The following is a 26,443-nucleotide window of genomic DNA, read 5'->3' as shown; positions in this document are numbered from 1 at the left end:
CTTTCTCCAACAATCCTAGACCAAGTAGCTAAACGCGTTACACGCGGCGCTTCTTGGGAGGACGACAACCGTTGTGCGGGATCGGAGTCACATCAGTGATGTTCGTGATGCGGAAACCAGCCGCGTTCAGAGCGCGGATGGAAGACTCACGACCGGGACCCGGACCCTTGACCATGACTTCCAGGTTCTTGACGCCATATTCTTTGGCCATCTCACCGGCACGCTCGGCTGCAACCTGGGCAGCGAACGGGGTGGACTTACGAGAACCACGGAAACCGGAACCACCAGCGGTGGCCCAAGACAGAGCGTTGCCCTGACGGTCAGTGATAGTCACGATTGTGTTGTTGAAAGAGGCATGTACGTGTGCGATACCGTCGCTCACTTGCTTTTTAACGCGCTTGCGAGCACGAGTCGGAGTTTTAGCCATTTTCTACCTTCCCGTTACTTCTTGATAGCCTTGCGCGGACCCTTACGGGTACGAGCATTGGTCTTGGTACGTTGACCACGGACAGGCAGGCTACGACGGTGACGCAAACCACGGTAGCAACCCAGGTCCATCAAACGCTTGATGTTCATAGAAATCTGACGGCGCAGGTCACCTTCTACGGTGTACTTACCTACTTGTTCACGCAGACTTTCTACCTGAGCTTCATCCAGGTCTTTAATTTTTACATTCTCAGCGATACCGGCTGCGGCACAGATGGCCTTGGAGCGGGTACGACCGACGCCATAAATAGCAGTCAGAGCAATGACTGCATGCTTATGGTCAGGAATGTTAATGCCAGCGATACGGGCCACTATTCACTCCTACATATAGTAGATTACGACCACCACAAAGCCCGTGAGCGGATACGTGGCGGTCAACCAATACACAACAAAAGTTGGCTGGCTATCTTAGCCAGCACAACTATTTGTTGCAAGTACTAACCGTAACTAAATTAGCCTTGACGCTGTTTATGCTTAGGCTCGCTGCAAATCACACGCACCACACCGTGACGCTTGATGATTTTGCAGTTACGGCAGATTGCCTTAACGGAAGCACGAACTTTCATTGCTTAACTCCGTAACTACGCCGACCTTAGCGGCCGTAGCCCTTCAGGTTGGCCTTCCTCAGGACATCGCCATACTGATGAGACATCATATGGGTCTGAACCTGAGCCATGAAGTCCATGATCACTACCACGATAATCAGCAGCGAGGTGCCACCGAAATAGAACTGAACGTTCCAGGCAGTCATCAAGAACTGTGGTACCAGACAGATAAAGGTTATATAGAGCGCGCCAGCCAGAGTCAGGCGGGTCATAACCTTATCGATATAACGTGCTGTCTGCTCGCCCGGACGAATCCCCGGGATAAAGGCTCCACTCTTCTTCAGGTTATCTGCTGTCTCGCGCGGGTTGAACACCAACGCGGTGTAGAAGAAGCAGAAGAAGATAATGGCTGCTGCATACAGCATTTCGTACAGGGGCTGGCCCGGCTGCAGAACCATAGAGATCTGCTGCAGAACATCAGCCACAGTACCCTCACCCTGACCAAACCAGGAGGTAATGGTGCCCGGGAAGAGGATGATACTGGATGCGAAAATCGCAGGAATCACACCAGCCATGTTGACCTTCAACGGCAGGTGCGTGCTTTGCGCTGCGAATACCTGGCGGCCTTGTTGACGCTTGGCATAGTTAACGACGATACGACGCTGACCACGCTCCACGAACACCACAAAGTAAGTCACTGCGAAAACAATCAAGCCCAGCAACAGCAACAGCAGGATGTGCAATTCCCCTTGACGTGCCTGTTCGGCCGTAGCGCCAATGGCATGAGGCAGACCGGCAACGATACCCGTGAAGATTATCAGCGAGATACCATTACCAATCCCACGCTCGGTAATCTGCTCACCCAGCCACATCAAAAACATGGTGCCGGTGACCAGACTCACAACCGCCGTGAAATAGAAGCCAAAGCCCGGATTAGTCACGAGCCCCTGCATCATATTCGGCAGGCCGGTTGCGATACCAATGGCCTGGAAAGTTCCCAATACCAACGTGCCCCAGCGAGTATACTGGCTGATCTTGCGACGACCGGCCTCACCCTCTTTCTTGAGTTCAGCAAGAGCGGGATGAACCACGGTCAGCAACTGGATGATGATCGATGCCGAGATGTACGGCATGATCCCCAGTGCAAGAATTGAAGCACGGGCAAGTGCACCACCACTGAACATGTTAAACATCTCAATGATGGTGCCCTTCTGTTGCTGGAACAATTCGGCCAGTACGGCGGCGTCAATACCAGGAATAGGCACATAAGAGCCTGCACGGAAGACGATAATCGCTCCGAGAACGAAGAGCAGACGGCTCTTCAGTTCACTCAGACCACCCTGTGCTTTTACATCCAATCCTGGTTTCTTAGCCATTGTACTGATTATTCCTCGATTTTACCGCCAGCGGCCTCGATGGCTGCACGTGCACCCTTGGTGACGGGCAGACCACGAACGGTCACAGCGCGGTCGATGTTACCGGACAGAACAACCTTCACAAACTCGATGTTCTTGTTAACAACACCGGCTTGCTTCAGGGTGCTCAGATCCACCACATCACCTTCTACCATCGCGATTTCGTTCAGGCGAACCTCGGCAGATACCAGAGACTTGCGAGAAGTGAAACCGAACTTCGGCAGACGGATTTTCAGCGGCATCTGACCACCTTCGTAACCGCGACGGACTTTACCGCCACCGGAACGAGAGGTCTGGCCCTTAACACCACGACCACCAGTCTTACCCAGACCGGAGCCGATACCACGACCGCGACGAGCCTTTACAGGCTTGGAGCCAGCGGCCGGAGACAGAGTGTTCAGACGCATGCTTAGCCCTCCACCTTAACCATGTAATACACCTGGTTGATCATACCGCGAACGCAAGGAGTATCCTCCAGCTCAACGGTGTGACCAATGCGACGCAGACCCAGGCCACGCAGAGTCGCCTTGTGCTTGGGCAGGCGGCCGATAGAGCTGCGGGTTTGAGTTACTTTTACAGTCTTGTTAGCCATGTCGCATTACCCCAGAATTTCTTCAACGCGCAGACCACGCTTAGCAGCGATCTGTTCCGGAGACTGACCGTTAACCAGAGCGTCTACAGTGGCGCGAACCACGTTGATCGGGTTGGTGGAACCGTAGGTCTTAGCCAGGATGTTGTGAACACCAGCCACTTCCAGAACGGCACGCATAGCACCACCGGCGATGATACCGGTACCTTGGGAGGCCGGCTTCATGAATACGGTGGAACCGGAGTGGATGCCCTTCACCGGGTGGTGCAGAGTACCGTTGTTCAGTTCTACCTTCTTCAGGTTGCGCTTGGCCTGTTCCATTGCCTTTTGAATGGCAGCCGGAACTTCACGGGCCTTACCGTAACCGTAACCTACACGGCCGTTGCCATCACCCACCACAGTCAGTGCGGTGAAGGACATGATACGACCACCCTTAACAGTTTTCGAAACACGGTTTACCGCAATGAGCTTCTCGTGCAGTTCACCGGCTTGAGATTCGATTTTAGCCATCTTCGACTCCTAGCTTAGAACTGCAGACCAGCGTCACGAGCAGCAGTAGCCAGAGCGGCTACACGACCGTGATACTTGAAACCGGAACGGTCAAACGACACGTTCTGTACACCCTTGGCGATGGCGCGCTCGGCGATAGCCTTACCTACAGCGGCAGCCGCGTCGGCGTTACCGGTGTATTTGATGCTTTCGCTGATAGCCTTCTCTACTGTGGAAGCAGAGGCCAGGACTTCGGAACCGTTGGCTGCAATGATCTGCGCGTAGATATGACGCGGAGTACGGTGAACAACCAGACGAGTCGCACCCAGTTCCTGCATCTTCTTACGTGCACGAGTAGCACGACGGAGACGAGCTGCTTTCTTGTCCATAGTGTTACCTTACTTCTTCTTAGCTTCTTTAGTACGCACTTGCTCATTGGCATAGCGTACACCCTTGCCCTTATAGGGCTCCGGAGCGCGGTAAGCACGGATATCCGCGGCAACTTGGCCAATCACTTGCTTGTCGATACCACGCAGAACGATTTCGGTCTGGGTGGGGCACTCGGCAGTGATGCCAGCCGGCAGTTCATGCTCGACCGGGTGGGAGAAGCCCAGGGCCAGAGCGACAGCGTTGCCCTTGATGGAGGCACGATAACCTACACCAACCAGCTGCAGCTTGCGCTCGAAGCCTTGGGTAACACCGATGACCATGTTGTTAACCAGGGCGCGAGCGGTACCAGCTTGAGCATCGGCACCGGCAAAGCCAGCGCGCGGAGCAAACTTCAGTACGCCCTCTTCCTTGGTCACTTCAACAGCCGCGTTGATGGAACGAACCAGAGAGCCCTTGGTACCTTTTACGGTCAGCTCTTGGCCATTCAGAGTCACCTCTACGCCAGCAGGAATCGCGACGGGTGCCTTAGCAACACGAGACATTTCCTACCTCCTTAAGCGACGTAGCAGATGATCTCACCGCCCATGCCAGCCTTACGGGCAGCACGGTCAGTCATCACACCTTTAGAAGTGGACACAACGGCAATACCCAGACCGCCCATTACCTTCGGCAGATCATTGGTACGCTTGTAAATACGCAGGCCGGGACGGCTCACGCGTTGGATCAGTTCTACAACCGGCTTGCCTTGGAAATACTTCAGTTCGATTTCCAGTTCCGGTTTCACGTCACCAGCTACGTTGTAGCCAGCGATGTAGCCTTCGTCCTTCAGCACTTTGGCAATCGCCACTTTCAGCTTGGAGGAGGGCATGGAAACCGCAACCTTGCTAGCCGCCTGACCGTTACGGATGCGGGTCAGCATATCCGCGATCGGATCTTGCATGCTCATAGTCTAACTCCCGAGATTCTTACCAAGAGGCCTTTTTCAGGCCCGGAATTTCACCCTTCATGGCATGCTCACGCACCTTGATGCGGCACAGGCCAAATTTACGCAGCACACCGTGCGGACGGCCAGTAATGGCACAACGGTTACGCTGGCGGATCGGGCTGGAATCACGGGGCAGCTGTTGCAGCTTCAGAACAGCTTCCCAACGCGCTTCTTCAGAAGCGTTCATGTCAACGATCAGAGCTTTCAGCTCGGCACGCTTGGTAGCGTACTTGGCTGCCAGCTTGGCACGCTTGACTTCACGTGCTTTCATGGAAAGTTTTGCCATAACCCTACACCTTACTTGCGGAACGGGAAGTTAAAGGCAGCCAGCAGAGCACGGCCTTCATCATCGGTTTGCGCGGAGGTGGTGATGGTGATATCCAGACCACGAACGCGATCGACCTTGTCATAGTCGATTTCCGGGAAGATGATCTGCTCGCGTACACCCATGGAGTAGTTACCACGACCGTCGAACGACTTGGCGTTCAGGCCGCGGAAGTCACGGACACGGGGTACTGCGATAGAGATCAGGCGCTCCAGGAACTCCCACATACGCTCGCCACGCAGGGTTACTTTGCAACCTATCGGGTAGCCTTCACGAATCTTGAAGCCCGCAACGGATTTACGAGCCTTGGTGATCAGCGGCTTCTGACCGGAAATGGCAGCCAGGTCGGCAGCAGCATTTTCCAGCAGTTTTTTATCAGCAATCGCTTCACCTACACCCATGTTCAGGGTGATTTTCTCGATCCGAGGGACTTGCATGATAGTCTTGTAACCGAACTGCTTGGTCAGTTCATTTACTACATTTGCTTTGTAGTAATCATGCAGTTTCGCCATCGTTAAACTCCAATTACTTCACAAGTTCGCCGGTGGATTTGAAGACACGGACTTTCTTGCCGTCTTCAATCCGGAAACCTACGCGGTCAGCTTTGCCAGAGGCAGAGTTGAACAGCGCTACGTTAGATACGTGGATCGGGGCTTCTTTGGTTACGATGCCACCGGCCTGACCCAGAGCGGGTACCGGCTTCTGGTGCTTCTTAACCAGGTTGATGCCTTCCACAACGACCTTACCTTCAGCGATCAGGACTTGAGTGACTTTGCCACGCTTGCCCTTGTCTTTGCCGGTGAGGACGATTACTTCGTCTTCGCGACGGATTTTAGCTGCCATCGTTCGACTCCTTACAGTACTTCGGGTGCCAGGGACACGATCTTCATGAACTTCTCATTACGCAGTTCACGGGTCACCGGCCCAAAAATACGAGTACCGATCGGCTGCTGGTTGTTGTTCAGCAACACAGCTGCGTTGTTGTCGAAACGGATGACAGAGCCGTCCTGACGACGAACGCCTTTACGGGTGCGTACGACCACCGCGTTATACACATCACCTTTCTTCACTTTACCGCGAGGAATGGCTTCCTTGATGGAAACCTTGATGATGTCGCCGATGCCGGCGTAACGGCGGTGCGAACCACCCAGAACCTTAATACACATTACGCTGCGTGCGCCGGAGTTATCGGCAACATCCAGCATACTTTGCATCTGGATCATCTTAGTGCTCCGCTTTGTTTACTTCTTATCCCTCTCGGGATCTGGCTGCCTTCAAAAGGCGCGAAACTATAACACAGGTATTTTCGAAAAGGTAGCCTAAAAAACAAACGGCCCCAGCAGGGGCCGTTTGAGCTAGAAAGAACCTGACTTAGGCCTTTTCTACGATACCAACCAGGGTCCAGGACTTGGTCTTGGACAGCGGGCGGCACTCGCGGATTTCCACGAGATCGCCAGCCTTGCACTCGTTGTTCTCGTCGTGCACGTGCAGCTTGGTAGTACGCTTGATGATCTTACCGTAGATCGGGTGCTTTACCTTGCGCTCGATGGCAACAGTGATGGACTTGTCCATCTTGTCGCTGATTACACGACCCTGCAGAGTACGGATCTTGTCAGTCATTACGCACCTGCCTTCTCAGTCAGTACAGTCTTGATGCGCGCGATGTCGCGACGCACTTGTTTCAGAGTGTGAGTCTGAGCCAGTTGACCGGTGGAAGCTTGCATGCGCATGTTGAATTGCTCACGCAGCTTGGCCAGCAGTTCCTGGTTCAGTTCTTCAACGCTCTTTTGGCGCAGATCTTGTGCTTTCATCACATCACCGTCCGAGTTACGAAAGTGGTCTGAACAGACAGTTTGGCTGCGGCCAGGGCGAACGCTTCGCGTGCCAGAGCCTCAGGAACACCGTCCATCTCGTACAGGACTTTGCCCGGCTGGATCTGAGCGACCCAGTATTCCACGTTACCCTTACCTTTACCCATACGAACTTCGAGGGGCTTTTCGGTGATGGGCTTGTCCGGGAACACACGGATCCAGATCTTGCCTTGACGCTTAACGTGACGAGTCATAGCACGACGAGCTGCTTCGATCTGACGAGCAGTCAGGCGGCCACGAGTGGTCGCTTTCAGGCCAAAGGAACCGAAGGAGACTTCGTTACCGGAAGTGGCCATACCGCGGTTACGACCCTTATGGATCTTGCGGAATTTAGTACGCTTAGGTTGCAACATTTACCGAATCTCCTTACTTACCGCGGCGTTTGTTTTCGCGCTTGGGCTTTGCAGGAGCTTGCTCTTGAGCAGCGGCAGCGTTAACGGCAGCCAGACCACCCAGAACTTCACCCTTGAAGATCCAAACCTTAACGCCGATCACACCGTAGGTGGTGTGGGCTTCAGAAGTTGCATAGTCGATGTCGGCACGCAGGGTGTGCAGGGGCACACGACCTTCGCGGTACCATTCGGTACGAGCGATTTCAGCGCCGCCCAGACGACCGGAAACTTCAACCTTGATGCCCTTGGCACCCAGACGCATGGCGTTCTGTACGGCGCGCTTCATGGCGCGACGGAACATAACGCGACGTTCCAGCTGGGAAGTGATGCTGTCGGCAACGAGTTGACCGTCCAGCTCCGGCTTGCGGACTTCGGAAATGTTGATCTGAGCAGGCACGCCAGCGATCTGGGCAACAGCCTTGCGCAGTTTCTCAACGTCTTCGCCTTTCTTGCCGATCACGATGCCCGGACGAGCGGTGTGAATGGTCACACGGATGCTCTTGGCCGGACGCTCGATGGTGATCTTGGACAGAGAAGCGTTTTTCAGTTCCTTGGTCAGGAACTGGCGTACTTGGAAATCGCTGTACAGGTTGTCAGCGAAGTCTTTGGAGTTCGCGTACCAGGTAGAATTCCAAGGCTTGGTAATACCCAGGCGAATGCCATTAGGATGAACTTTCTGACCCATTGCTTATCTCCCAGCCTTAGCGTCGGATACCACTACAGTGATGTGAGCGGTACGCTTCAGGATACGATCCGCGCGACCTTTAGCACGAGGACGGATGCGCTTCATGGTCGGACCTTCGTCAACCATGATAGTAGCAACACGCAGTGCGTCGATGTCGGCACCTTCGTTGTGCTCGGCGTTAGCAATGGCAGATTCCAGCACCTTCTTCACCAGCACAGCAGCCTTTTTCGGGCTGAATGCCAGGATGTTCAGAGCCTTGTCTACCGGCAGACCACGTACTTGATCAGCGACCAGGCGAGCCTTCTGTGCAGAAGTACGGGCGAAACGGTGTTTAGCGATAGCTTCCATCATTTACCCCTTAGCGCTTCTTGGCCTTCTTATCAGCGGCATGACCGCGATAAGTACGAGTCGGTGCGAATTCACCCAGCTTGTGACCGATCATTTCTTCGGTAACAAACACAGGTACGTGCTGACGACCATTATGGACAGCGATGGTCAAACCGATCATGTTCGGGATGATCATTGAACGACGGGACCAGGTCTTAACCGGTTTTTTATCCCCGCTTTCCACCGCTTTCTCTACCTTCTTCAGCAAGTGCAGGTCGATAAATGGACCCTTCTTGAGAGAACGTGGCATGGTGATTCCTCTAAATTAACAATTACTTGTTACGACGACGTACGATGTACTTGTCGGTACGCTTGTTCTTACGGGTCTTGAAGCCCTTAGCCTTCTGGCCCCACGGGGATACCGGCTGGATACCCTTGTTGCGACCTTCACCACCACCGTGCGGGTGGTCGACCGGGTTCATCGCCATACCGCGAACGGTCGGGCGGATACCACGCCAGCGGCTGGCACCAGCTTTACCCAGCTGACGCAGCATGTGCTCGGCATTGCCGACTTCGCCGATGGTGGCGCGGCAGTCAGCCAGCACCTTGCGAACTTCGCCGGAGCGCAGACGCAGGGTAACGTAGTTGCCTTCACGAGCCAGGATCTGAACGAAAGCACCAGCAGAACGAGCCATCTGGGCACCTTTGCCCGGCTTCATCTCAACGGCGTGTACAGTGGTACCAACCGGGATGTTGCGCATCGGCAGGGTGTTACCTACCTTGATGGCGGCGTCAGAACCGGAGGCGATAGCGTCACCAGCCTTCAGGCCTTTCGGGGCCAGGATGTAACGACGCTCACCGTCTGCATACAGCACCAGGGCGATGTTAGCGGTACGGTTCGGATCGTATTCCAGACGCTCAACCTTGGCAGGAATACCGTCTTTGTTGCGCTTGAAGTCAACGATACGGTAATGCTGCTTGTGACCACCACCGATGTGACGAGTGGTGATGCGGCCGTTGTTGTTACGACCACCGGTCTTTTCTTTCTTGTCCAGCAGGGCTGCGAAGGGCTTACCCTTGTACAGGTCCTGGTTGACGACCTTGACGACGTGGCGGCGGCCCGGAGAAGTAGGCTTGCACTTAACGATTGCCATTTTTCAGAACTCCTCTTACTCGGCTGCGCCCATGAAGTCGATGTCCTGACCAGCTTTCAGGGTCACATAAGCCTTTTTCCAATCGGAACGACGGCCTACGCGCGCACCAGTGCGCTTGGTCTTACCCTTCATGTTCAGGGTACGGACGGTCTCAACTTCGACCTCGAACAGTTTCGCAACTGCGGCTTTGATTTCCGCCTTGGTAGCGTCGGTAGCAACCTTGAACACGATAGTGTTCTGGTGCTCGGCGACCATGGTGCTCTTTTCAGAGATGTGCGGAGCCTTCAGAACTTTCAGCAGACGCTCTTCACGGATCATGCCAGCATCTCCTCGATTTGCTTAACTGCATCAGCAGTCATCAGAACCTTGTCGAAAGCGATCAGGCTGACCGGATCGATACCGGCAACGTCACGCACGTCGACCTTGTACAGGTTGCGAGCAGCCAGGAACAGGTTCTCATCGACTTCAGCAGTCACGATCAGAACGTCGGACAGCTCCATCTCTTTCAGCTTGGCAGTCAGAGCCTTGGTCTTCGGAGCTTCGATGCCGAATTTCTCGACAACGATCAGGCGCTCTTGACGAACCAGCTCGGACAGGATGCTGCGGATGGCACCGCGGTACATCTTCTTGTTGACTTTCTGGCTGTGATCTTGCGGCTTGGCTGCGAAGGTCACACCACCGGAACGCCAAATCGGGGAGCGGATAGAGCCAGCACGGGCACGACCGGTACCCTTCTGACGCCACGGCTTCTTGCCGCCACCAGATACTTCGGAGCGAGTCAGCTGCGCGCGGGTACCCTGACGAGCACCAGCAGCGTAGGCAACGACGACCTGGTGAACCAGGGCTTCGTTGAATTCACGCCCGAAGGTAGTTTCGGAAACTTGAAGAGCGCTCTGGGCGTCTTTCATTACCAATTCCATTACTATCTCCTCAGACGTTACGCTTTGACGGCGGGTTTAACGATCACGTCACCGTTGGTAGCGCCCGGTACTGCGCCTTTGATCAGCAGCAGGTTGCGCTCAACGTCAACGCGGACCAGTTCCAGGTTCTGAGTGGTTACACGCTCATTGCCCAGATGGCCAGCCATCTTTTTGCCCTTGAATACGCGGCCCGGGGTCTGGTTTTGACCGATGGAGCCAGGTACACGGTGGGACAGGGAGTTACCGTGGGTCATGTCCTGGGTGCGGAAGTTCCAGCGCTTAACAGTACCGGCGAAGCCCTTACCCTTGGAAGTACCGGTAACATCTACCAGCTTAACGTCAGCGAGAAGATCAACTTTCAGCTCGCTACCAACACTGAAGGTCTCACCGTTGTTCAGACGGAATTCCCACAGACCGCGGCCGGCTTCAACACCAGCTTTGGCAAAGTGGCCAGCTTCCGGCTTGGTCACACGGCTGGCTTTCTTGGCGCCAGTGGTAACCTGGATAGCGTTGTAGCCGTCGGTTTCAACAGACTTGACCTGAGTTACACGGTTAGCTTCAACTTCGATAACGGTCACGGGGATAGAAACGCCATCTTCGGTGAAGATGCGAGTCATACCCACTTTGCGACCTACAAGACCGATTGTCATTGTTATCAACCTCTTTCCGTAATTAACCCAGGCTGATCTGGACGTCTACACCAGCTGCCAGATCCAGACGCATCAGGGCGTCTACGGTCTTGTCAGTCGGCTCAACGATGTCTACCAGACGCTTGTGAGTGCGGATCTCGTACTGGTCACGCGCGTCCTTGTTGACGTGCGGGGAGATCAGTACGGTGAAGCGCTCTTTGCGAGTCGGCAGCGGGATCGGACCGCGAACCTGTGCACCAGTGCGCTTGGCAGTTTCTACGATTTCCGCAGTGGACTGATCGATCAGACGATGATCAAAAGCCTTCAGGCGGATACGGATTCTTTGGTTCTGCATGGACCAGAGCTCCAAAAGGATGTAAAGAACATAAATCAACACCGCCCGACCGAGAGTACTCCCGCCAGAGGTGTGATTTTTAACGGTTCCCCCACAGATCGGGGGGATTGTATGGCCGCTTGTTGCGGCAAACTGACCCAGAGGTCAGGCTCACCTCAAGGGAGAGCGGAGGGCATTATACCGATTTTCACACCTGACGCAACCTGGAAAGCGCAGTTATTGCTCAATTTGGCACTCATCTCCAGCTGGCCTGGCAAGTCTGTTAGACTCGACCCTCCCCGTCGCCCAGCCGAAGAATGGATCTCATGAAAGACCAGAAGAAGGCCTACCTCTACGCCCTGTGCACCGTCGCCATGTGGTCGACTGTGGCCACTGCCTTCAAGCTCTCCCTGCAATACTTCCAGCCGGTACAACTGCTGCTGGTTGCCGCCTGCACCTCGGCGCTGACCCTGTTTGGCATAGTCGCCCGCCAGGGCAAACTGGCACTGCTCGGGGAGTATATGAAGGCCCGCCCCTTCTATTATCTGGCCCTCGGCACCCTCAACCCCTTCCTCTATTACCTGCTGCTGTTCAAGGCCTATGACCTGCTGCCGGCCCAGCAGGCCCAGACCCTCAATTACACCTGGGCCATCACCCTCTCCCTGCTGGCCGTCCCCTTCCTCGGCCAAACGCTGCGTCGACGCGACGGCGTAGCCATCGTGCTGGGCTACTTCGGTGCCCTGGTGATCGCCACCAAGGGGGATGTATTTGGCCTGCAGTTCGATAATCCGCTCGGCGTTGCCCTGGCACTCTGCTCCACCCTGATCTGGGCCGGCTACTGGATCCTCAACACCCGCAACCAGGGCGACCCTGTGGTGAGCCTGCTGCTGGGCTTTCTCATCAGCATCCCCTGGATTGTGGTGGCCACGGCCGTGCTGGCCGACTTCAGGCTGACCGCCTGGCAAGGGTGGGCCGGCGCCATCTATGTGGGGTTGTTCGAGATGGGGTTTGCCTTCGTGCTCTGGCTGCTGGCCCTGCGCCACGCCACCAATACGGCCCCTATCAGCAACCTCATCTTCATCTCACCGTTTGCCTCCCTGGTGCTGCTGCGCCTGTTGGTCGGCGAGGAGATCCACCCTGCAACGCCGGTAGGGCTGGGCCTCATCATAGCGGCGCTACTCATTCAGCAGCTTAAATACGGCAAGCGCTATCGCAAGGTGGCCGATGATGGCCACATCGGTTGAGCTCGCCCCGGACTACTATCTGACCAACTTCCGCCTGCTGCTGGCATGGGTGGAGGAGCGCTACGGGGATCTCTTGCTCCCCGAAGAGTTGCGCTGGCTGCATCACTTCGCCGCCCTCTCCCACCCGGCTGCCTGTCTGCTGGTGCGCCTGCTGTCGCGCAAAGGGGAGTGGTTTCGCGCCGACAGGCTCCACTACCCCGAGATCGGCCAGCTGCCGCTGGCAGAACTGGCCGAGGCGGGCCTGATCCGGTTGGCCACACCACGCTGGAGCGAACTTGGCCCCCTGCTGACCCGTCCCGAGCTGCTCGCCCTGGCGCCATCGCTGCCCAAGGAGCAACGAAAAGAGCAGTGGCTGGCCCGACTGGCCGACACGCCCCTGCCCACACTTCCCTTCCAGACCCTGAAGGTCGAGGATAAGCCCCTGCTGGGGCGCTTTCTGCTGCTCTTTTTCGGCAACCGGGAGCAGGATCTCACCGAGTTCGTACTGCTGGATCTCGGCCACTACCGCTACGAGCCCTATCCCCTCTTCCCCGCCGATCGTCTGTTCGACAGCCGGACACGTCTTGAGGAGTGGCTCTCCCTCGATGCCTGGCACGACAGCTGGCAACAGGCGCGCGAGCAGGGCGGTCCGGCCGTCGCCAGTGCGTGGTTGGCGCAGCTTCCCCCGCCCAGCGACTGGCCGCCGCTGGCCGCCCGCCACGAGCGCCTGCGCCTGGCCCTGGCCCGGGATCTGGAGCGCGCCGGTGAGAACGCCCAGGCACTCGCCCTCTACCGCACCTGCCAACGATCTCCCTCCCGCGAGCGGCAGGTGCGCCTGTTGCTGGTCGCAGGGGAGCTCGCCGAGGCCGAGCGACTGCTTGCCGAGATGGAAGCGGCACCGCACAACGAGGAGGAGCGCGCCGTCACCCGGCCGCTCAGAGACAAGCTCTGCCGGCTTCGGGGTGACAAGGTGACGCGCCATCGCCGGCCGACCCACCCGACCTGGTCACTGGCCCTGCCCTCCTGGCCGGGCCGGGTCGAGGAGGCCACCCTGGCCGCCCTGCACGCCGACGGCTGGCAAGGCTTCTGGTGCGAGAATGCCCTTATCAACGGTCTGTTTGGCCTTGCCTTCTGGGACATCATCTTCAGCCCCCAGCCCGGCGTCTTCTTCAACCGCTACCAGCGCGCTCCGGCCGACATGTTCTCCCGTCGCTTCGGCGAGCGGCGCCAGGCCCTCATCGACACCCGGCGGCAATCATTGGCCGCTCCGGCCGGCTGGGAGGCGCTACTGGATCGCTATGATGAGAAGGTCGGCACACTCAACGCCTGGGTCGAGTGGGAACGCCTGCCACGAGTGTTGCTGGAGCTGGCCCTGCGCCACATCCCCCTGGCCCACCGGCTCGCCATGCTGGATCGCCTCTGTTTCGATCTGCGCGGCAATCGCAGCGGCCAACCGGATCTCGCCCTGTTTCGCGAAGAAGCGTACTGTCTGGTAGAGGTAAAGGGGCCCGGCGATGATCTGCAGCCCCATCAGATACGCTGGCTGCAACACCTTGCCGCCTGTGACATACCCCACGCCGTGGCGCGTATCGAGCGAAAGGAATAAATCGCTTCTGCCTCAGTCCATTAACCGCCAACTCTCTTCTTGATTAAAAGATGGCCTGACACATGCAGTAGTGATGTGGTGTGTTACCCCCCCCAGAGGATCGAGGCCATGTCCATCACAGCTCTGCTCCCCCTTGTCTCCCTGGCCGTCAAGATAGGTGGCGCCCTGCTTAAGGAGAAACCGGCAACCCCGCAGGCGCAGTCCGAGCCACGCCGTGAGCCTCTGCCTCCGACCCTGCAGGGCATGTTTCGCCGCCTGGGTGCGAGCGATCCCAATGGCGAAACCCAGCGCCCGGCCATCGATCACTTCATGGGCGAGGTGATGAATACCTTGCGAGAGCGCTCCCCCGGGGTCTCACTGGATGAGGCGATCGCCAGGCTGCAGCAAGATCTGACCCGTGGCAGTGCCGGGGCCGGTGGAGATACCCTGCTGCAATCCTTTGACAGCCTGCGCCAGCAGCTGGGGATAAAGGGGGATCTCAACGGCTTTCTCGATGAGATGAGTCAAAGCCTGCCCCGTGGTCGTGGTGAAGGAGTAGGAAGGCTGCTGGCCACTCAGGCCTGAAGCTAATCCCCCACATCCTGGTACCGGAATAAGAGACGGCAACCCTGGGGTTGCCGTCTTGTTTAAACGAGAAGAGCGATTAGCCGACCCGCCCGGCCAACCAGGTTTCTGCGGCAATCAGGGCTGTCTCTACCTGCTCGCGGGCCACCCCGCCCTTGGCAACCCGCTTGGCCAGGGTCGCCTCCAGCTCCAGATTGGGATAGACGTCCTCACCAATAAGCGAGCTGAAGCGCAGGAATTCGGCCAGCGACAGCTCTTCCAGCGGCTTCTTCACACCGATGGCATAGACGACGGCCTCACCGACGATGTGGTGCGCCTCGCGGAACGGAATCCCCTTGGCCACCAGGTAATCGGCCAGCTCGGTGGCGTTGGCGTAGCCACCCTGGGCGGCCGCCTTGGTGCGCTCACCGTTGACCTTGAGATCGACCAGTACCAGGGCTGCCATGTCGAGGCAGTCGTGCCAGGTATCCAGCGCGTCGAACAGCCCCTCCTTGTCCTCCTGCATGTCCTTGTTGTAGGCCAGCGGCAGTGCCTTGAGGGTCATCAGCATGGCCACCTGGGCCCCCACCACCCGACCGGCCTTGCCGCGGATCAGCTCCAGGGCATCCGGGTTCTTCTTCTGGGGCATCAGGGACGAGCCCGAGGTGACCGCGTCAGAGAGCTCGACAAAGCCCGCCTCACCCGTGTTGTAGAAGATAAGGTCCTCGGCCAGGCGCGACAGGTGGGTCATGGACAGCGACGCCACGTGCATCAACTCCACCACGTGATCCCGGTCCGAGACCGAATCCAGGCTGTTGCGAGTGGCACCACCAAAGCCCATGTCCAGGGCCAAGGCTTCGCGGTCGATGGCGTAGGCGGTGCCGGCCAGGGCGCCGCAACCGAGCGGGCTGGTGTCGAGGCGCTTCAGCGCATCCTGCAGCCGGGAGTGGTCCCGCTCCAGCATCTCCACATAGGCCAGGGCCCAGTGGGCGAAGGTGACCGGCTGGGCCCGCTGCAGATGGGTGTAACCGGGCAGCACCGCGGCCTGGTTGGCCCGGGCGGAGGCCACCAGCCCCTGTTGCAGGGCGGTGATGGAGGCGGCCAGCAGTTCGCCTTGCGCCTTGCACCAGAGCTTGAGATCGGTCGCCACCTGATCGTTACGGGAGCGCCCGGTGTGCAGCTTCTTGCCGAGATCGCCGACCGCGTCAATCAACTTGCCCTCAACCCAGGAGTGGATGTCCTCGGCATCGGAGACCAGGATCTGCTCGGGGTCGAGACGCACGCTCACCAGCAGAGCGTCGAGGGCCTGTTGCAGCGTCTCCTGCTCGGCGGCGGTCAGCACCCCCACCTTGACCAGGGCGCGTGCCCAGGCCATGGAGCCCTGAATGTCCTGCTCCGCCAGGCGGTAGTCGAAGCGCAGTGAGTCGTTGAACTGCTTGAATCTTGCGTCTGCGCCCTGACTGAAGCGCCCACCCCAAAGTGCCATACTGCTCTCCTTCTTATTCCAGCCGATACTCATGCGAAGATTTTTATCTCTCAGCTTGGATGCTTACTGATAAGACCATTTTCTCCGACGGTTGCGGCCACCTTTGAATCCTCACATGACATATCAGCCACATTAAGTTGGTCTAATAAACTCACTATGTACGACACGGAGTTATCCATGAGGCACCCCGTTAACCGCAATGAAAACGAGACGTCACCTGAAGTGATCTTAAATAGATAAGCATCTGTTTTGATACACGCCTGACATTCAATATGCTCGGCAAAAGGGAATTTCCCATGTAGATACTGAATTACAGTTAAGATTTTCTCTTCACTCATCTCGGTCTCCCGTCTCAAAAGTGGAGGGGACTGCCCCCCCCTCTTTCTTAGTATTAACCGTGAGTGTGATCACCCCCGATGGCCATATGCTGCTCCTTCATGGCGCGGATCCGGCTGGCCAGGGTGTAGAGGCGGATGAAGCCTTCGGCGTGGCTCTGGTCGTACACCTCGTCGGCACCGAAGGTGGCGAAGTCCTCGGAGTAGAGGCTGTTGGGGGACTTCTTCTGGGTCGCGGTGACCTGGCCCTTGTACATCTTCAGCACCACTTCCCCGTCGAGATCCTCGGCGATGGCGTTGGCGGAGGCGAGGATCGCCTTGCACAGGGGGGTAAACCAGCGGCCGTCATAGACCAGATGAGAGAACTCGGCCCCCAGCTTCTCGCGCCAGGCACGGGTCGGTCTGTCCAGCACCAGCTCTTCGATGGCGCGCAGGGCCGCGACCATGACGGTACCGCCCGGGGTCTCGTAGCAGCCACGGGACTTCATGCCCACCATCCGGTTCTCGGTGATGTCGATGCGACCCACGCCGTGCTTGCCGGCCCGCTCGTTCAGGGTCATCAGGATCTGGTGCGGGGTCAGCTTCTGGTCGTCCACCGCCACCACTTCGCCCTTGGCGATGGTCAGCTTGACGTATTCCGGCTGATCCGGCGCCTGCTCGGCCGGCACGGTCCACTGCCACACGGCTTCGGAGGGCTCGTTCCAGGTGCTCTCCAGCTCGCCACCCTCGGTGGAGATATGCCAGGCGTTGGCGTCGCGGCTGTAGATCTTCTTCAGGGTCGCCTTGCAGGGGATGTTGCGGGCCTCCAGATAGGCCAGCAGATCTTCCCGGGAGCGCATGTCCCAGATCCGCCACGGGGCGATCACCTTCAGTTGCGGCGCCAGGGCGGCCACGGCCCCTTCGAAACGCACCTGGTCGTTGCCCTTGCCGGTGCAGCCGTGGGAGATGGCATCGGCACCCTCGGCCAGGGCTGCCTCGACCATGGCCTTGGCGATCACCGGACGGGCCATGGAGGTGCCCAGCAGGTAGGTGCCTTCGTAGACGGCGCCGGTCTTCAGGGTCGGGTAGACGTACTCTTTGACGAACTCTTCGCGCAGATCCTTGATGATGCACTTGGTGGCGCCGGAGGCGATGGCCTTCTGCTCGATCCCTTCCAGGTCGTCGCGCTCCTGGCCCACATCGGCCACAAACGCCACTATCTCGGCGTCGTAATGCTCTTTCAGCCAGGGGATGATGGCCGAGGTGTCCAGTCCGCCGGAGTAGGCCAGTACTATCTTGTTAATGCCGCTCATAATCTCTTCTCCTTGAAAGTGAAATCAGTGTTGGCCGCCCAGCAGGGTCAGCAGAATGGCGTTCTGGATGTGCATGCGGTTCTCCGCCTCATCCATGATGAGAGAGGCGGGACCGTCCATGACCTCGGAGGTGATCTCGAGATCCCGATGGGCCGGCTGGCAGTGCAATACGTGGCGAATGCCGGTGCGATCCAGCAGCGCCTGGTTGATCTGGTAGGGCATGAAGAGGTCGGTGACCTGCTCCATGGGGGTGGTGTCACCCATCGATACCCAGGTATCGGTGTAGGCCACATCGAATCCTTCGATGGCCGCGATATCGTCGCTCACCGCCAGGGTAGCGCCGCTCCGGGCCGCCAGGGCCTGAGCCTGCTGGAAGATCTGCACATCCGGGCCGTGCCCCTTGGGGCAGACCAGAGTGACATCGGTGCCGAGGATGGCGCCGGTCAGCAGCAGGGAGTGGCTGACGTTGTTGCCATCCCCCAGATAGGCCAGCTTCACCTTGCCCGGATCTGAATAATTTTCCGAGATGGTCATAAAGTCGGCGAAGGCCTGGCACGGGTGATAGAGGTCGCACAGGCTGTTGACCACAGGCACGCTGCCGTGCTCGGCCAGACCGACCAGGGTCCGGTGGTCGAACACCCGGGCGACGATGGCGTCGCACCAGCGCGACAGGTTGGCGGCGAAGTCCTTCACCGACTCACGCTTGCCGAGCGCCCCGTTTTGCTGATCCAGATAGACACTGTGGCCACCCAGTTTGGCGATGCCGATGTCGAAGGTGACCCGGGTGCGCAGGGAGGGCTTCTCGAACAGGGTGACGATGCTCTTGCCCGCCAGGGCCTGGCTGTACTTCTTGGGATTGGCCTTAATGGCCTTGCCCAGGGCGATGAGGGCCAGCAGTTGGGCCTGATCGAATTCGGTGCCGGTCAGAAGATGCTGCATGGGCGTGCTCCTTTTACAGGGTGACCTTGGTGCCGACGGCGCCGCCCGAGAGCAGCTTGTGCAGCAGATCCGGATAGCGCCAGCTGGCCACCGCCACCGGCTTGCCGAGGGTCTCGGCCGCGTGCAGTGCCGCCTTTACCTTGACCGCCATGCCGTCGGCGATGACCCCCTTCTCCATCAGATCCAGCGCGGTCATCTTGTCGAGTTCGGGCACCAGCTTGCCCTTGCCATCCAGGATGCCGCTCACGTCCGACAACATCACCAGATCGGCGCCGAGGGCCTCGGCGATGGCGGTCGCCGCCTGGTCGGCGTTCACGTTCATCAACTGGCCGTTTGCCGTGATGCCGATGGAGCTCACCACCGGCAAGAAGTTCTGAGCCAGGATCCCGTTCAGCAGAGCCGGGTTGCCCGGCTGGCATGCCCCCACGGCACCGAGCTCCGGATCGAGCTGGGTCACCTGGCACAGGCCGCCATCAGCCAGGCACAGCCCCACGGCCGGGATACCGGTAGCGATGGCCTTGGCCATCATCTGCTTGTTGGCGGTACCCGCCAGGGCGCCGGCGATGTAGGGGATCTGATCGAACGGGGTCACCCGCAGGCCATGCTTCTTGGTGGAGGTGAGACCCAGCCCCTTGAGCAGGTCATCCACCAGGCAGCCGCCGCCGTGCACCAGCACCAGGGGTCTGTGCTGCTCGTCGAGGAAGCCCTTCAGGGTTCCGAACAGGGCAGTCAACGCCTCGTCGCTCTCGAGCAACGCGCCGCCCAGCTTGATCACCAGAGTCTGCTTGTTCATCACTTTCATCCTTGTGCTTGAGTGACCAGGCCACAGCCCGCGTCGAAACCGAATTTGAGGTTGATACATTGAATCGCCTGGGAGGCGGCCCCCTTGAGCAGGTTGTCGATGGCGCTGAACACCACCAGCGCCTTGCCCTGCTGCCGCCAGGCCAGATCGCAATAGGGAGTGCCTGCGACGCCGCGGACTGAGGGTGCGGCACCGGTCAGGCGCACCAGCGGCTTGCCGGCGTAGGCCTCCCGATAGGCAGCCTCGACCTGCTCTGGGGTCACGTCATCGGCCAGCTGCACATAAATAGTGGCCAGGATGCCGCGCAGATAGTTGCCCATATGAGGCTGAAACAGCACCTCACACCCCAGGTGGTGGCTGATCTCAGGCTGGTGCCTGTGATTGAAGGTGCCGTAGGGGTTGAGGCTCACCTCGCAGAAGCTGGTGGTGAGGGAGGCCTTGCGCCCGGCTCCGGAGACGCCGGAGACGGCATTGATAATGGGCAGGCTGTCGGCCGCGATGAGGCCCTTGGCCATCAGGGGTTTGAGGGCGCACAGCGACGCCGTCGGGTAGCAACCCGGCACGGCGACAAGCGTCGCCTTCTTGATGGCGTCAGCATTCCACTCGGCCAGACCGTAGACCGCCTGATCGAGCCACTCGGGCGCGGTGTGGGAGAAGCCGTAAAACTGCTCGTAGAAGCCATCCTGCTTGACCCGGAAGGCGCCGGAGAGATCGAACACTGTCACCCCCTTGGCCAGCAGCTTGGGGGCCAGATCGGCGCTCACCTCATGAGCGGTGGCCAGCAGCACCAGATCGGCCTGGGTCAGGATGCGGCTCATCCCCTCTTCATCCAGAGGCAACAGGGGAAGATCCACCCGGCCCAGCCACTGGGGGTGCAGGGCCGAGAAGAGTTTGTGGGCATCCTGGCTGCCGGCAGAGACGTAGAGGGCGCCCAGGGTCAGCTGGGGATGGTTCTGTACCAGTGCGGCCAGTTCGGCACCTGCGTAGCCACTGGCACCGACGATAACGGTGTTGAGCATCATTCAATCCGGTTTTTGTTAACTTGCGGGCGCAGCGGAACGCTGCATAAGGATGTCGGGGCCTGTAACCGCCCCTCGAGAGAAGGGGGCTCAGGCGATAGTGCGTCGTCGGTTGATAAACAGGTGACAGAACATGGTGTTTCCCTTACAACTAGAGCCTCATCCACGGGAGAGAAATGGAATATTCATTCACTCTCGGTGCATGAAGATGTTCTATCAAAATCCCGGAGGGGGCGCAAGGAGCTTTTATGGCCAACATGGATTTTTTTTCACTTTATAAGAATATTATTGCGATTCCCTCCATCAGCAGCACAGACCCCAAGTGGGATCAGAGTAACGAGCAGGTGATCCGGCTGCTGGCCGACTGGTTCACCACCCTGGGGTTTAGGGTCGAGGTCACCCCTCTGCCGGAGTTGCCGGGCAAGTTCAATCTGGTGGCGACGCTGGGCGAGGGAGAAGGCGGGCTACTGCTGGCGGGCCATACCGACACAGTGCCGTTTGACGAGGGACGCTGGAGCAAGGATCCGTTCAAGGTAACCGAGGAGGGCAACCGCTTGTACGGGCTGGGAACCATCGATATGAAGGGCTTCTTCGCCTTTATCGTGGAGGCGCTCAGGGAGATGGACCTCACCCGACTCAGCAAACCTCTGCGCATCCTCGCCACTGCCGACGAAGAGACCACCATGGCCGGCGCGCGCGCTATTGCCGCTGCGGCCGAGCTCAAGCCCGACTATGCCGTCATCGGCGAGCCGACCGGCCTGATCCCCGTGGTGGCTCACAAGGGGCACATGTCCGAGGCTATTCGCATCACGGGACGCAGTGGCCACAGCTCGGACCCGGCCAACGGGGTCAATGCCATGGAGATCATGCATCAGGCCATGGGGCAGCTCCTCGGCCTGCAGCGCTCCCTCAAGGAGAAGTATGCCGACCACCGCTTCGCGGTACCTCAACCGACCCTGAACCTCGGCTACATCCAGGGCGGCGACAGCCCGAACCGTATCTGCGGCTGCTGCGAGCTGCACATCGATCTGCGCCCCACCCCGCAAGTGGGACCCGACGAGCTGATGGGGCTGCTCGAAGAGGCCCTCTCCCCCATCGAGATCCACCAGCCGGGCTGCCTGCATATCCGCCACTTGCACGAGCCCATCCCCGCCTACGCCTGCGGTGATGACGCTGTGCTGGTGCGCGAGGCAGAACGGGCCAGCGGGCGGGCCGCCGAGAGCGTCAACTACTGCACCGAGGCCCCTTTTATTCAGCAACTCGGTTGCGAAACCATAGTGCTGGGGCCGGGCCATATCACTCAGGCCCACCAGCCGGACGAGTATCTGGATCTCTCCTTCGTGGAGCCGACCAAGCAGGTGTTGCAGCACCTGATCCGCCGTTTCTGCCTGTAGGAAAGTTACACAACCTGATGCCGCCGTAGAGAGAACCGAAATACATGTTTTCTATCGCGGCGTTATTTGACCTTGCGCAGGAGACACGGGTAGATTGTCCCCATAAGATGAGGGAACGAATGTTGTAATCACACAACATCGATGATGAGCAGTTCCCGCCATGAACCGGCGGGATTGATCGGCAATAAGGATGTGGAATGAACGAAAAGTACGCCGCGCTACGCGCCAATGTGGGTCTGCTGGGCCAACTGCTCGGCAAGTCCATCAAGGATCACAAGGGTCAGGCCTTTCTCGACAAGATCGAGACCATTCGCCAACTGGCCAAGTCCTCCCGCAAGGGAAACGAGCAGGATCGCCAGTCGCTGATCGATACCCTGCAGACCCTGAGTGATGAAGAGTTGCTGCCGGTGGCCCGCGCCTTCAGCCAGTTCCTCAATCTGGCCAACGTGGCGGAACAGTTCCACACCATCTCGCGCAGCTTTGCCGATCAAACCGGCGCCTCTGACCCCCTGGAGCAGCTCTTTACCAAGCTGAAAGCCTCCAACCTCTCTCAGGAGGCCATCGTCCAGGCGGTGCGCGAGCTCGACATCGATCTGGTGCTGACCGCTCACCCCACCGAGGTGACCCGCCGCACCCTGATCCACAAGCATGTGCAGCTCAACGACTGCCTCGAGGCCCTCGAGCTCTCCGACCTGCTCCCCCAGGAGCGCGATCGCCTGATCAACCGGGTCGAGCAGCTCATCAACCAGGCCTGGCACACCAACGAGATCCGCGAGCAGCGCCCCACCCCGGTGGACGAGGCCAAGTGGGGCTTTGCCGTCATCGAGAACAGCCTGTGGCCGGCCATCCCGGAATTCATGCGCCATCTCGACGAGCAGTTGCAGCAGCACCTGGGGGTGCGCCTGCCCCTGGACGCCGCGCCGGTGCGCTTCACCTCCTGGATGGGGGGCGACCGGGACGGTAACCCCTTCGTCACCGCCGAGGTGACCGCCAAGGTGCTGGAGCTGGGTCGCTGGATGGCGGTCAGCCTCTTCTACAAGGAGATCAAGGAGCTCACCTCCGAGCTCTCCATGAGCGACTGCAACGACGAGCTGCGCGCCCGGGTCGGCAACCACAACGAGCCCTATCGGGTGGTGATGCGCGAGCTGCGCGAGGCCCTGCGCGAGACCAAGGAGTACCTGACCGCCAAGGTGCAGGGACAGCAGAGCGAGAACCGCGACCTGGTGCGCACCACGGCCCAGCTGCGCGAGCCCCTCGAGCTCTGCTATCACTCACTGCACGCCAGCGGCATGGGCAACATCGCCGACGGCATGCTGCTCGATGTGCTGCGCAAGGTGGCCTGCTTCGGCATCCATCTGGTCAAGCTCGACATTCGTCAGGACGGAGAGCGTCACGCCCTGGCCCTGGCCGAGCTGACCCGCTATCTGGGGATCGGTGACTACGCCGAGTGGAGTGAGGAGAACAAACAGGCCTTCCTGCTGGCCGAGCTCAACTCCCGCCGCCCCCTCGTCCCCGCCGACTGGACCCCGAGCGACGAGACCCGCGAGACCATAGAGACCTGCCGCGTCATCGCCGCCAACGATCCCGATGCCTTCGGCATCTACATCATCTCCATGGCCGGCGCCCCCTCCGACGTGCTGGCGGTGCAACTGCTGCTCAAAGAGGCGGGTTGCAAGTTCCGCATGCCGGTGGCCCCCCTGTTCGAGACCCAGGAAGACCTGATGGCGGGCACCCGGGTGATGGAGCGCCTGCTGTCGGTGGACTGGTATCGCGGCTATATCCAGGGTCGCCAATACGTGATGATCGGCTACTCGGATTCGGCCAAGGATGCGGGCATGATGGCCGCCGGCTGGGCCCAGTACGCCGCCATGGAGTCCCTGGTCGCCCTGGCCGAAATCAACCAGATCCGCCTCACCCTGTTCCACGGTCGTGGCGGCACTGTGGGACGCGGTGGCGCCCCGGCCCACCAGGCTATCCTCTCCCAGCCCCCCGGCTCACTGCGTGGTGGCCTGCGCACCACAGAGCAGGGGGAGATGATTCGCTTCAAGTTCGGCCTGCCCAAGGTGGCCATCAACAGCCTGCTCCTCTACACCAGCGCCGTGCTGGAGGGGAACCTGCTGCCCCCGCCCAAACCCCGTGAGGAGTGGCGCCAGGTGATGGAGCTGCTGAGCACCGTCTCCTGCGAGCACTACCGCAGTATCGTGCGTGGCCATCCGGACTTCGTCCCCTACTTCCGCGCCGCCACCCCCGAGCTGGAACTGGGCAAACTGCCACTCGGCTCCCGCCCCGCCAAGCGCAAGCCCAACGGGGGTGTCGAGAGCCTGCGCGCCATCCCCTGGATCTTCGCCTGGACCCAAAACCGCCTGATGCTGCCGGCCTGGCTCGGCGCTCACAAGGGTCTGCAACAGGCCATCGACGAGGGCAAGCTCGAGGTACTCGAAGAGATGAGCCGCCAGTGGCCCTTCTTCCGCACCCGCCTCGAGATGCTGGAGATGGTGTTCCTGAAGGCGGATGCCTGGCTCGCCGAGTACTACGACACCCGCCTGGTGCCCGAGGCCCTGTGGCCCCTCGGCCAGCAGCTGCGTCGGGAGCTCGCAGACTCCATCGCGCTGGTGCTCAAGCTGCGTCCCCAGGGCGGCCTGCTCGATGACCAACCCTGGATTCAGGAGTCGATTCGTCTGCGCAACCCCTACACGGATCCCCTCAACGTGCTGCAGGCGGAGCTGCTCGGTCGCTCCCGCCGGGATCCGGACTCCCTCCATCCGGAGCTGGATCAAGCCCTGATGGTCACCATCGCCGGTATCGCAGCCGGGATGCGCAATACAGGTTAATAGCGGGAGACTCCGCCATGACAAAGGGCGCCTCGGCGCCCTTTGTGTTTTCTGCTTACCGACAGCTGGCGAACCGCGCTACTCCTGCTGCCCGATGAGGTAGTCGACCAGAGCCTGCTCGGCCCGGTTGGGCTGGCGGCTAAAACCAAGGTAGAGATCACGATGCAGGGGATAGGCCGGGTTAAGACGTTGATCAGGCAACAGCGGCGGCTCCCCCTCGAGAGAGAGCGGCCGTGCCCCGGACAGCGCCTCGTCACGCATCCGCCCCAGAGAGAGCCACCCCAGCCCCTGCTCATCATCCACCACATTGGCGATCACCAGCTCGGGAGTGCGCTGGGGATGCAGACTCTGGGGAGTGCCGGCCGCCCCGAAGATCTGACGCACATAGTGCATGGTCGCATGATTGACGCCCATGCTGTAGAGCACCACAGGGCGGCCATCCGGCCAGCGCGCCTGCGGTTGCAGCAGGGCTTCGAGCTCCTTGAGGGTCAAGGCCCGCAACGGGTTGTGCCGGTTGACCAAAAACACCACGGCATCGCTGCCGATGCGATAGAGATAGGGAACCGGATGAGCGGGAAAGGGCTCGGAGAGCATGATGCCACCGGGCCACTGCTTCATGCGCACCAAGGCTGGCAGACTGCCCGTGATCCGCAACTTCAGACCATGGCCGGTTTGTTCGGTGAAGCCGGCCTGATAGGGCTCGATGAGGCTGGCCACCGTATCGGAACCGATGAGTTCAATCTCGTCCGCCCATGCCAACATGCCCCCCCACAGGGTAAGAGCCAACCAGAGACCCTTCATCCGCCACCTCCTTCGAATCTTAACTCCATTATAAGTGGCGTCCCGTTATCGGCACTGGTGCTTGCCTCACCGGGGTCACAGGCGCAGACTGTGTGGCCTTGTCTTGCCCCAAGGTGACCACCATGACCCCTGCCATCAAGCTGCTCGAGAAGCTCAAGATCCCCTTCAGCCTGCATCCTTATGAATGTGAGGCTCACGATGACTTTGGCAAGCATGCGGCGACCCAGCTCGGGCTACCCGAAGCTCGGGTATTCAAGACCCTGATCGCCCACCACGACAAGCAAGCCGTGGTGGCCATAGTCCCCTCCTCGGGCATGTGCAGCCTGAAGCAGCTGGCCAAGGCCACCGGGCTCAAGAAGGTCGAGATGCTCCCCCCCGCCGAGGCCGAGAAGCTGACGGGCTACAAGGTGGGCGGTATCAGCCCGCTGGCCCAGAAGAAGCGCCTGCCCACTGTGCTCGACGCCTCGGCCCTGCAGTTCGATAGCGTGCTGGTGAGTGGCGGAAAGCGCGGCCTCTCTGTGGGTGTCTCGGCACGGGAGATGCAGGAAAAAATGGGCTGGATCATCGCATCCATCGCCGAATAGGCCCTCTTCCTTCTGTCAAAGGGCCAAGGATGACAAGGCAGGCTAGGCTTTT

General features: G+C 59.4%; 38 protein-coding genes. 6 read left to right on the top strand and 32 right to left on the bottom strand.

The annotated features are described in order from the left end of the window. Positions 1-37: 37 nt before the first annotated feature. The 25 genes from rpsK to rpsJ all read right to left on the bottom strand — a co-directional run bounded on the left by rpsK (position 38) and on the right by rpsJ (position 11,557). Positions 38-427, bottom strand: a complete 390-nt coding sequence (gene rpsK / locus BN1133_RS09785) for a 30S ribosomal protein S11 (RefSeq protein WP_005350118.1) — start codon at positions 425-427, stop codon at positions 38-40. A gap of 14 nt (positions 428-441) precedes the next feature. Beyond that, positions 442-798: a 30S ribosomal protein S13 gene (gene rpsM, locus BN1133_RS09780; RefSeq protein ID WP_005350121.1), complete on the bottom strand. Its 357-nt coding sequence runs from the start codon at positions 796-798 to the stop codon at positions 442-444. 140 nt (positions 799-938) lie between these two features. Beyond that, positions 939-1,052 (bottom strand): 50S ribosomal protein L36, encoded by a 114-nt coding sequence (gene rpmJ, locus BN1133_RS19690; RefSeq protein WP_005319705.1) that lies wholly within the window; start codon positions 1,050-1,052, stop codon positions 939-941. Positions 1,053-1,078: 26 nt separating this feature from the next. Next, entirely contained in the window at positions 1,079-2,407 is a 1,329-nt protein-coding gene (gene secY / locus BN1133_RS09775) for a preprotein translocase subunit SecY (RefSeq protein WP_050666347.1), read from the bottom strand. Positions 2,408-2,415: 8 nt separating this feature from the next. After that, positions 2,416-2,853 carry a 50S ribosomal protein L15 gene (gene rplO, locus BN1133_RS09770; RefSeq protein ID WP_005350129.1) on the bottom strand — a complete coding sequence of 146 codons (438 nt, stop codon included), beginning with the start codon at positions 2,851-2,853 and terminating at the stop codon, positions 2,416-2,418. A gap of 2 nt (positions 2,854-2,855) precedes the next feature. After that, complete coding sequence (rpmD, locus tag BN1133_RS09765) at positions 2,856-3,038, bottom strand: 50S ribosomal protein L30 (RefSeq protein WP_005350132.1); 183 nt, start codon at positions 3,036-3,038, stop codon at positions 2,856-2,858. Between the two features lie 6 nt (positions 3,039-3,044). Continuing rightward, positions 3,045-3,545, bottom strand: a complete 501-nt coding sequence (gene rpsE / locus BN1133_RS09760) for a 30S ribosomal protein S5 (protein WP_050666346.1) — start codon at positions 3,543-3,545, stop codon at positions 3,045-3,047. Between the two features lie 14 nt (positions 3,546-3,559). Then, positions 3,560-3,913: a 50S ribosomal protein L18 gene (gene rplR / locus BN1133_RS09755; protein ID WP_005350139.1), complete on the bottom strand. Its 354-nt coding sequence runs from the start codon at positions 3,911-3,913 to the stop codon at positions 3,560-3,562. A gap of 9 nt (positions 3,914-3,922) precedes the next feature. Then, positions 3,923-4,456, bottom strand: a complete 534-nt coding sequence (rplF, locus tag BN1133_RS09750) for a 50S ribosomal protein L6 (RefSeq protein ID WP_050666345.1) — start codon at positions 4,454-4,456, stop codon at positions 3,923-3,925. Between the two features lie 11 nt (positions 4,457-4,467). Continuing rightward, entirely contained in the window at positions 4,468-4,860 is a 393-nt protein-coding gene (gene rpsH, locus BN1133_RS09745; RefSeq protein ID WP_050666344.1) for a 30S ribosomal protein S8, read from the bottom strand. Between the two features lie 19 nt (positions 4,861-4,879). Then, positions 4,880-5,185: a 30S ribosomal protein S14 gene (rpsN, locus tag BN1133_RS09740; protein ID WP_050666343.1), complete on the bottom strand. Its 306-nt coding sequence runs from the start codon at positions 5,183-5,185 to the stop codon at positions 4,880-4,882. A gap of 11 nt (positions 5,186-5,196) precedes the next feature. Continuing rightward, positions 5,197-5,736: a 50S ribosomal protein L5 gene (gene rplE / locus BN1133_RS09735; protein ID WP_005350156.1), complete on the bottom strand. Its 540-nt coding sequence runs from the start codon at positions 5,734-5,736 to the stop codon at positions 5,197-5,199. A gap of 13 nt (positions 5,737-5,749) precedes the next feature. Next, positions 5,750-6,067, bottom strand: a complete 318-nt coding sequence (gene rplX, locus BN1133_RS09730; RefSeq protein WP_005350157.1) for a 50S ribosomal protein L24 — start codon at positions 6,065-6,067, stop codon at positions 5,750-5,752. Positions 6,068-6,078: 11 nt separating this feature from the next. Next, positions 6,079-6,447 (bottom strand): 50S ribosomal protein L14, encoded by a 369-nt coding sequence (gene rplN / locus BN1133_RS09725; RefSeq protein WP_005350158.1) that lies wholly within the window; start codon positions 6,445-6,447, stop codon positions 6,079-6,081. A gap of 148 nt (positions 6,448-6,595) precedes the next feature. After that, positions 6,596-6,844 carry a 30S ribosomal protein S17 gene (gene rpsQ / locus BN1133_RS09720; RefSeq protein WP_042046225.1) on the bottom strand — a complete coding sequence of 83 codons (249 nt, stop codon included), beginning with the start codon at positions 6,842-6,844 and terminating at the stop codon, positions 6,596-6,598. Continuing rightward, positions 6,844-7,035, bottom strand: a complete 192-nt coding sequence (rpmC, locus tag BN1133_RS09715) for a 50S ribosomal protein L29 (RefSeq protein ID WP_005350160.1) — start codon at positions 7,033-7,035, stop codon at positions 6,844-6,846. The genes rpsQ and rpmC overlap by 1 nt, the downstream gene beginning before the upstream one ends. Beyond that, positions 7,035-7,448 (bottom strand): 50S ribosomal protein L16, encoded by a 414-nt coding sequence (rplP, locus tag BN1133_RS09710; protein WP_005350161.1) that lies wholly within the window; start codon positions 7,446-7,448, stop codon positions 7,035-7,037. The genes rpmC and rplP overlap by 1 nt, the downstream gene beginning before the upstream one ends. A 13-nt stretch (positions 7,449-7,461) precedes the next feature. Beyond that, a complete protein-coding gene (gene rpsC, locus BN1133_RS09705; protein ID WP_050666342.1) occupies positions 7,462-8,172 on the bottom strand; it encodes a 30S ribosomal protein S3 in 711 nt (236 codons plus the stop codon). A gap of 3 nt (positions 8,173-8,175) precedes the next feature. Then, entirely contained in the window at positions 8,176-8,520 is a 345-nt protein-coding gene (gene rplV, locus BN1133_RS09700; protein WP_005350163.1) for a 50S ribosomal protein L22, read from the bottom strand. 10 nt (positions 8,521-8,530) lie between these two features. Continuing rightward, positions 8,531-8,809, bottom strand: a complete 279-nt coding sequence (gene rpsS, locus BN1133_RS09695) for a 30S ribosomal protein S19 (RefSeq protein WP_005307960.1) — start codon at positions 8,807-8,809, stop codon at positions 8,531-8,533. A 22-nt stretch (positions 8,810-8,831) separates the two neighbouring features. After that, positions 8,832-9,653 carry a 50S ribosomal protein L2 gene (gene rplB, locus BN1133_RS09690; protein ID WP_050666341.1) on the bottom strand — a complete coding sequence of 274 codons (822 nt, stop codon included), beginning with the start codon at positions 9,651-9,653 and terminating at the stop codon, positions 8,832-8,834. Positions 9,654-9,668: 15 nt separating this feature from the next. Next, positions 9,669-9,971 carry a 50S ribosomal protein L23 gene (gene rplW / locus BN1133_RS09685; protein ID WP_005350165.1) on the bottom strand — a complete coding sequence of 101 codons (303 nt, stop codon included), beginning with the start codon at positions 9,969-9,971 and terminating at the stop codon, positions 9,669-9,671. Next, the gene (gene rplD, locus BN1133_RS09680; RefSeq protein WP_005350167.1) at positions 9,968-10,573 is read right to left on the bottom strand and encodes a 50S ribosomal protein L4; all 606 of its coding nucleotides are present in this window, start codon (positions 10,571-10,573) and stop codon (positions 9,968-9,970) included. Before rplD ends, rplW begins: the two co-directional genes overlap by 4 nt. A 17-nt stretch (positions 10,574-10,590) precedes the next feature. Continuing rightward, positions 10,591-11,223, bottom strand: a complete 633-nt coding sequence (gene rplC / locus BN1133_RS09675) for a 50S ribosomal protein L3 (RefSeq protein ID WP_050666340.1) — start codon at positions 11,221-11,223, stop codon at positions 10,591-10,593. A 22-nt stretch (positions 11,224-11,245) separates the two neighbouring features. Beyond that, entirely contained in the window at positions 11,246-11,557 is a 312-nt protein-coding gene (rpsJ, locus tag BN1133_RS09670; RefSeq protein WP_005307944.1) for a 30S ribosomal protein S10, read from the bottom strand. A 296-nt stretch (positions 11,558-11,853) separates the two neighbouring features. Here rpsJ and BN1133_RS09665 point away from each other — a divergent pair, with 296 nt between their 5' ends. The 3 genes from BN1133_RS09665 (at position 11,854) to BN1133_RS09655 (ending at position 14,929) form a co-directional block, all read left to right on the top strand. Continuing rightward, entirely contained in the window at positions 11,854-12,780 is a 927-nt protein-coding gene (locus tag BN1133_RS09665; RefSeq protein WP_050666339.1) for a DMT family transporter, read from the top strand. Beyond that, the gene (locus BN1133_RS09660) at positions 12,764-14,365 is read left to right on the top strand and encodes a VRR-NUC domain-containing protein (protein WP_050666338.1); all 1,602 of its coding nucleotides are present in this window, start codon (positions 12,764-12,766) and stop codon (positions 14,363-14,365) included. Before BN1133_RS09665 ends, BN1133_RS09660 begins: the two co-directional genes overlap by 17 nt. 108 nt (positions 14,366-14,473) lie before the next feature. Continuing rightward, positions 14,474-14,929, top strand: coding sequence for a hypothetical protein (locus BN1133_RS09655; protein ID WP_050666337.1), 456 nt, complete (start codon positions 14,474-14,476; stop codon positions 14,927-14,929). A 79-nt stretch (positions 14,930-15,008) separates the two neighbouring features. On the opposite strand, the gene argH is transcribed toward BN1133_RS09655, so the two are convergent. From argH to argC, 6 genes are read right to left on the bottom strand one after another with little or no spacing between them, the layout of a single operon-like run. Further along, complete coding sequence (gene argH / locus BN1133_RS09650; RefSeq protein WP_050666336.1) at positions 15,009-16,394, bottom strand: argininosuccinate lyase; 1,386 nt, start codon at positions 16,392-16,394, stop codon at positions 15,009-15,011. Between the two features lie 50 nt (positions 16,395-16,444). Further along, the gene (locus tag BN1133_RS20115; RefSeq protein WP_153006777.1) at positions 16,445-16,732 is read right to left on the bottom strand and encodes a hypothetical protein; all 288 of its coding nucleotides are present in this window, start codon (positions 16,730-16,732) and stop codon (positions 16,445-16,447) included. 53 nt (positions 16,733-16,785) lie between these two features. Further along, positions 16,786-18,021 (bottom strand): argininosuccinate synthase, encoded by a 1,236-nt coding sequence (locus tag BN1133_RS09645; RefSeq protein WP_050666335.1) that lies wholly within the window; start codon positions 18,019-18,021, stop codon positions 16,786-16,788. A 24-nt stretch (positions 18,022-18,045) separates the two neighbouring features. Then, positions 18,046-18,960 carry an ornithine carbamoyltransferase gene (locus tag BN1133_RS09640; RefSeq protein ID WP_050666334.1) on the bottom strand — a complete coding sequence of 305 codons (915 nt, stop codon included), beginning with the start codon at positions 18,958-18,960 and terminating at the stop codon, positions 18,046-18,048. 13 nt (positions 18,961-18,973) lie between these two features. After that, the gene (argB, locus tag BN1133_RS09635; RefSeq protein ID WP_050666333.1) at positions 18,974-19,753 is read right to left on the bottom strand and encodes an acetylglutamate kinase; all 780 of its coding nucleotides are present in this window, start codon (positions 19,751-19,753) and stop codon (positions 18,974-18,976) included. Positions 19,754-19,758: 5 nt separating this feature from the next. After that, positions 19,759-20,781: an N-acetyl-gamma-glutamyl-phosphate reductase gene (argC, locus tag BN1133_RS09630; RefSeq protein WP_050666332.1), complete on the bottom strand. Its 1,023-nt coding sequence runs from the start codon at positions 20,779-20,781 to the stop codon at positions 19,759-19,761. 248 nt (positions 20,782-21,029) lie between these two features. Between argC and argE the strand changes: the two genes are divergently transcribed. Both argE and ppc read left to right on the top strand, forming a co-directional pair. Continuing rightward, positions 21,030-22,175: an acetylornithine deacetylase gene (argE, locus tag BN1133_RS09625; RefSeq protein WP_050666331.1), complete on the top strand. Its 1,146-nt coding sequence runs from the start codon at positions 21,030-21,032 to the stop codon at positions 22,173-22,175. 197 nt (positions 22,176-22,372) lie between these two features. After that, positions 22,373-25,006, top strand: coding sequence for a phosphoenolpyruvate carboxylase (gene ppc / locus BN1133_RS09620; RefSeq protein WP_050666330.1), 2,634 nt, complete (start codon positions 22,373-22,375; stop codon positions 25,004-25,006). Between the two features lie 78 nt (positions 25,007-25,084). Here ppc and BN1133_RS09615 read toward each other — a convergent pair whose 3' ends face one another. Beyond that, positions 25,085-25,807 carry a type 2 periplasmic-binding domain-containing protein gene (locus tag BN1133_RS09615; RefSeq protein ID WP_050666329.1) on the bottom strand — a complete coding sequence of 241 codons (723 nt, stop codon included), beginning with the start codon at positions 25,805-25,807 and terminating at the stop codon, positions 25,085-25,087. A gap of 122 nt (positions 25,808-25,929) precedes the next feature. Here BN1133_RS09615 and ybaK point away from each other — a divergent pair, with 122 nt between their 5' ends. Next, positions 25,930-26,391: a Cys-tRNA(Pro) deacylase gene (gene ybaK / locus BN1133_RS09610; RefSeq protein ID WP_050666328.1), complete on the top strand. Its 462-nt coding sequence runs from the start codon at positions 25,930-25,932 to the stop codon at positions 26,389-26,391. Positions 26,392-26,443: the final 52 nt, after the last annotated feature.

Origin of the sequence: Aeromonas schubertii, from assembly GCF_000820105.1 — a bacterium.
Lineage (GTDB): Bacteria > Pseudomonadota > Gammaproteobacteria > Enterobacterales > Aeromonadaceae > Aeromonas > Aeromonas schubertii.
Note: the sequence above shows the minus strand (reverse complement) of the source record. Positions and strands in the feature narration are given on the sequence as shown.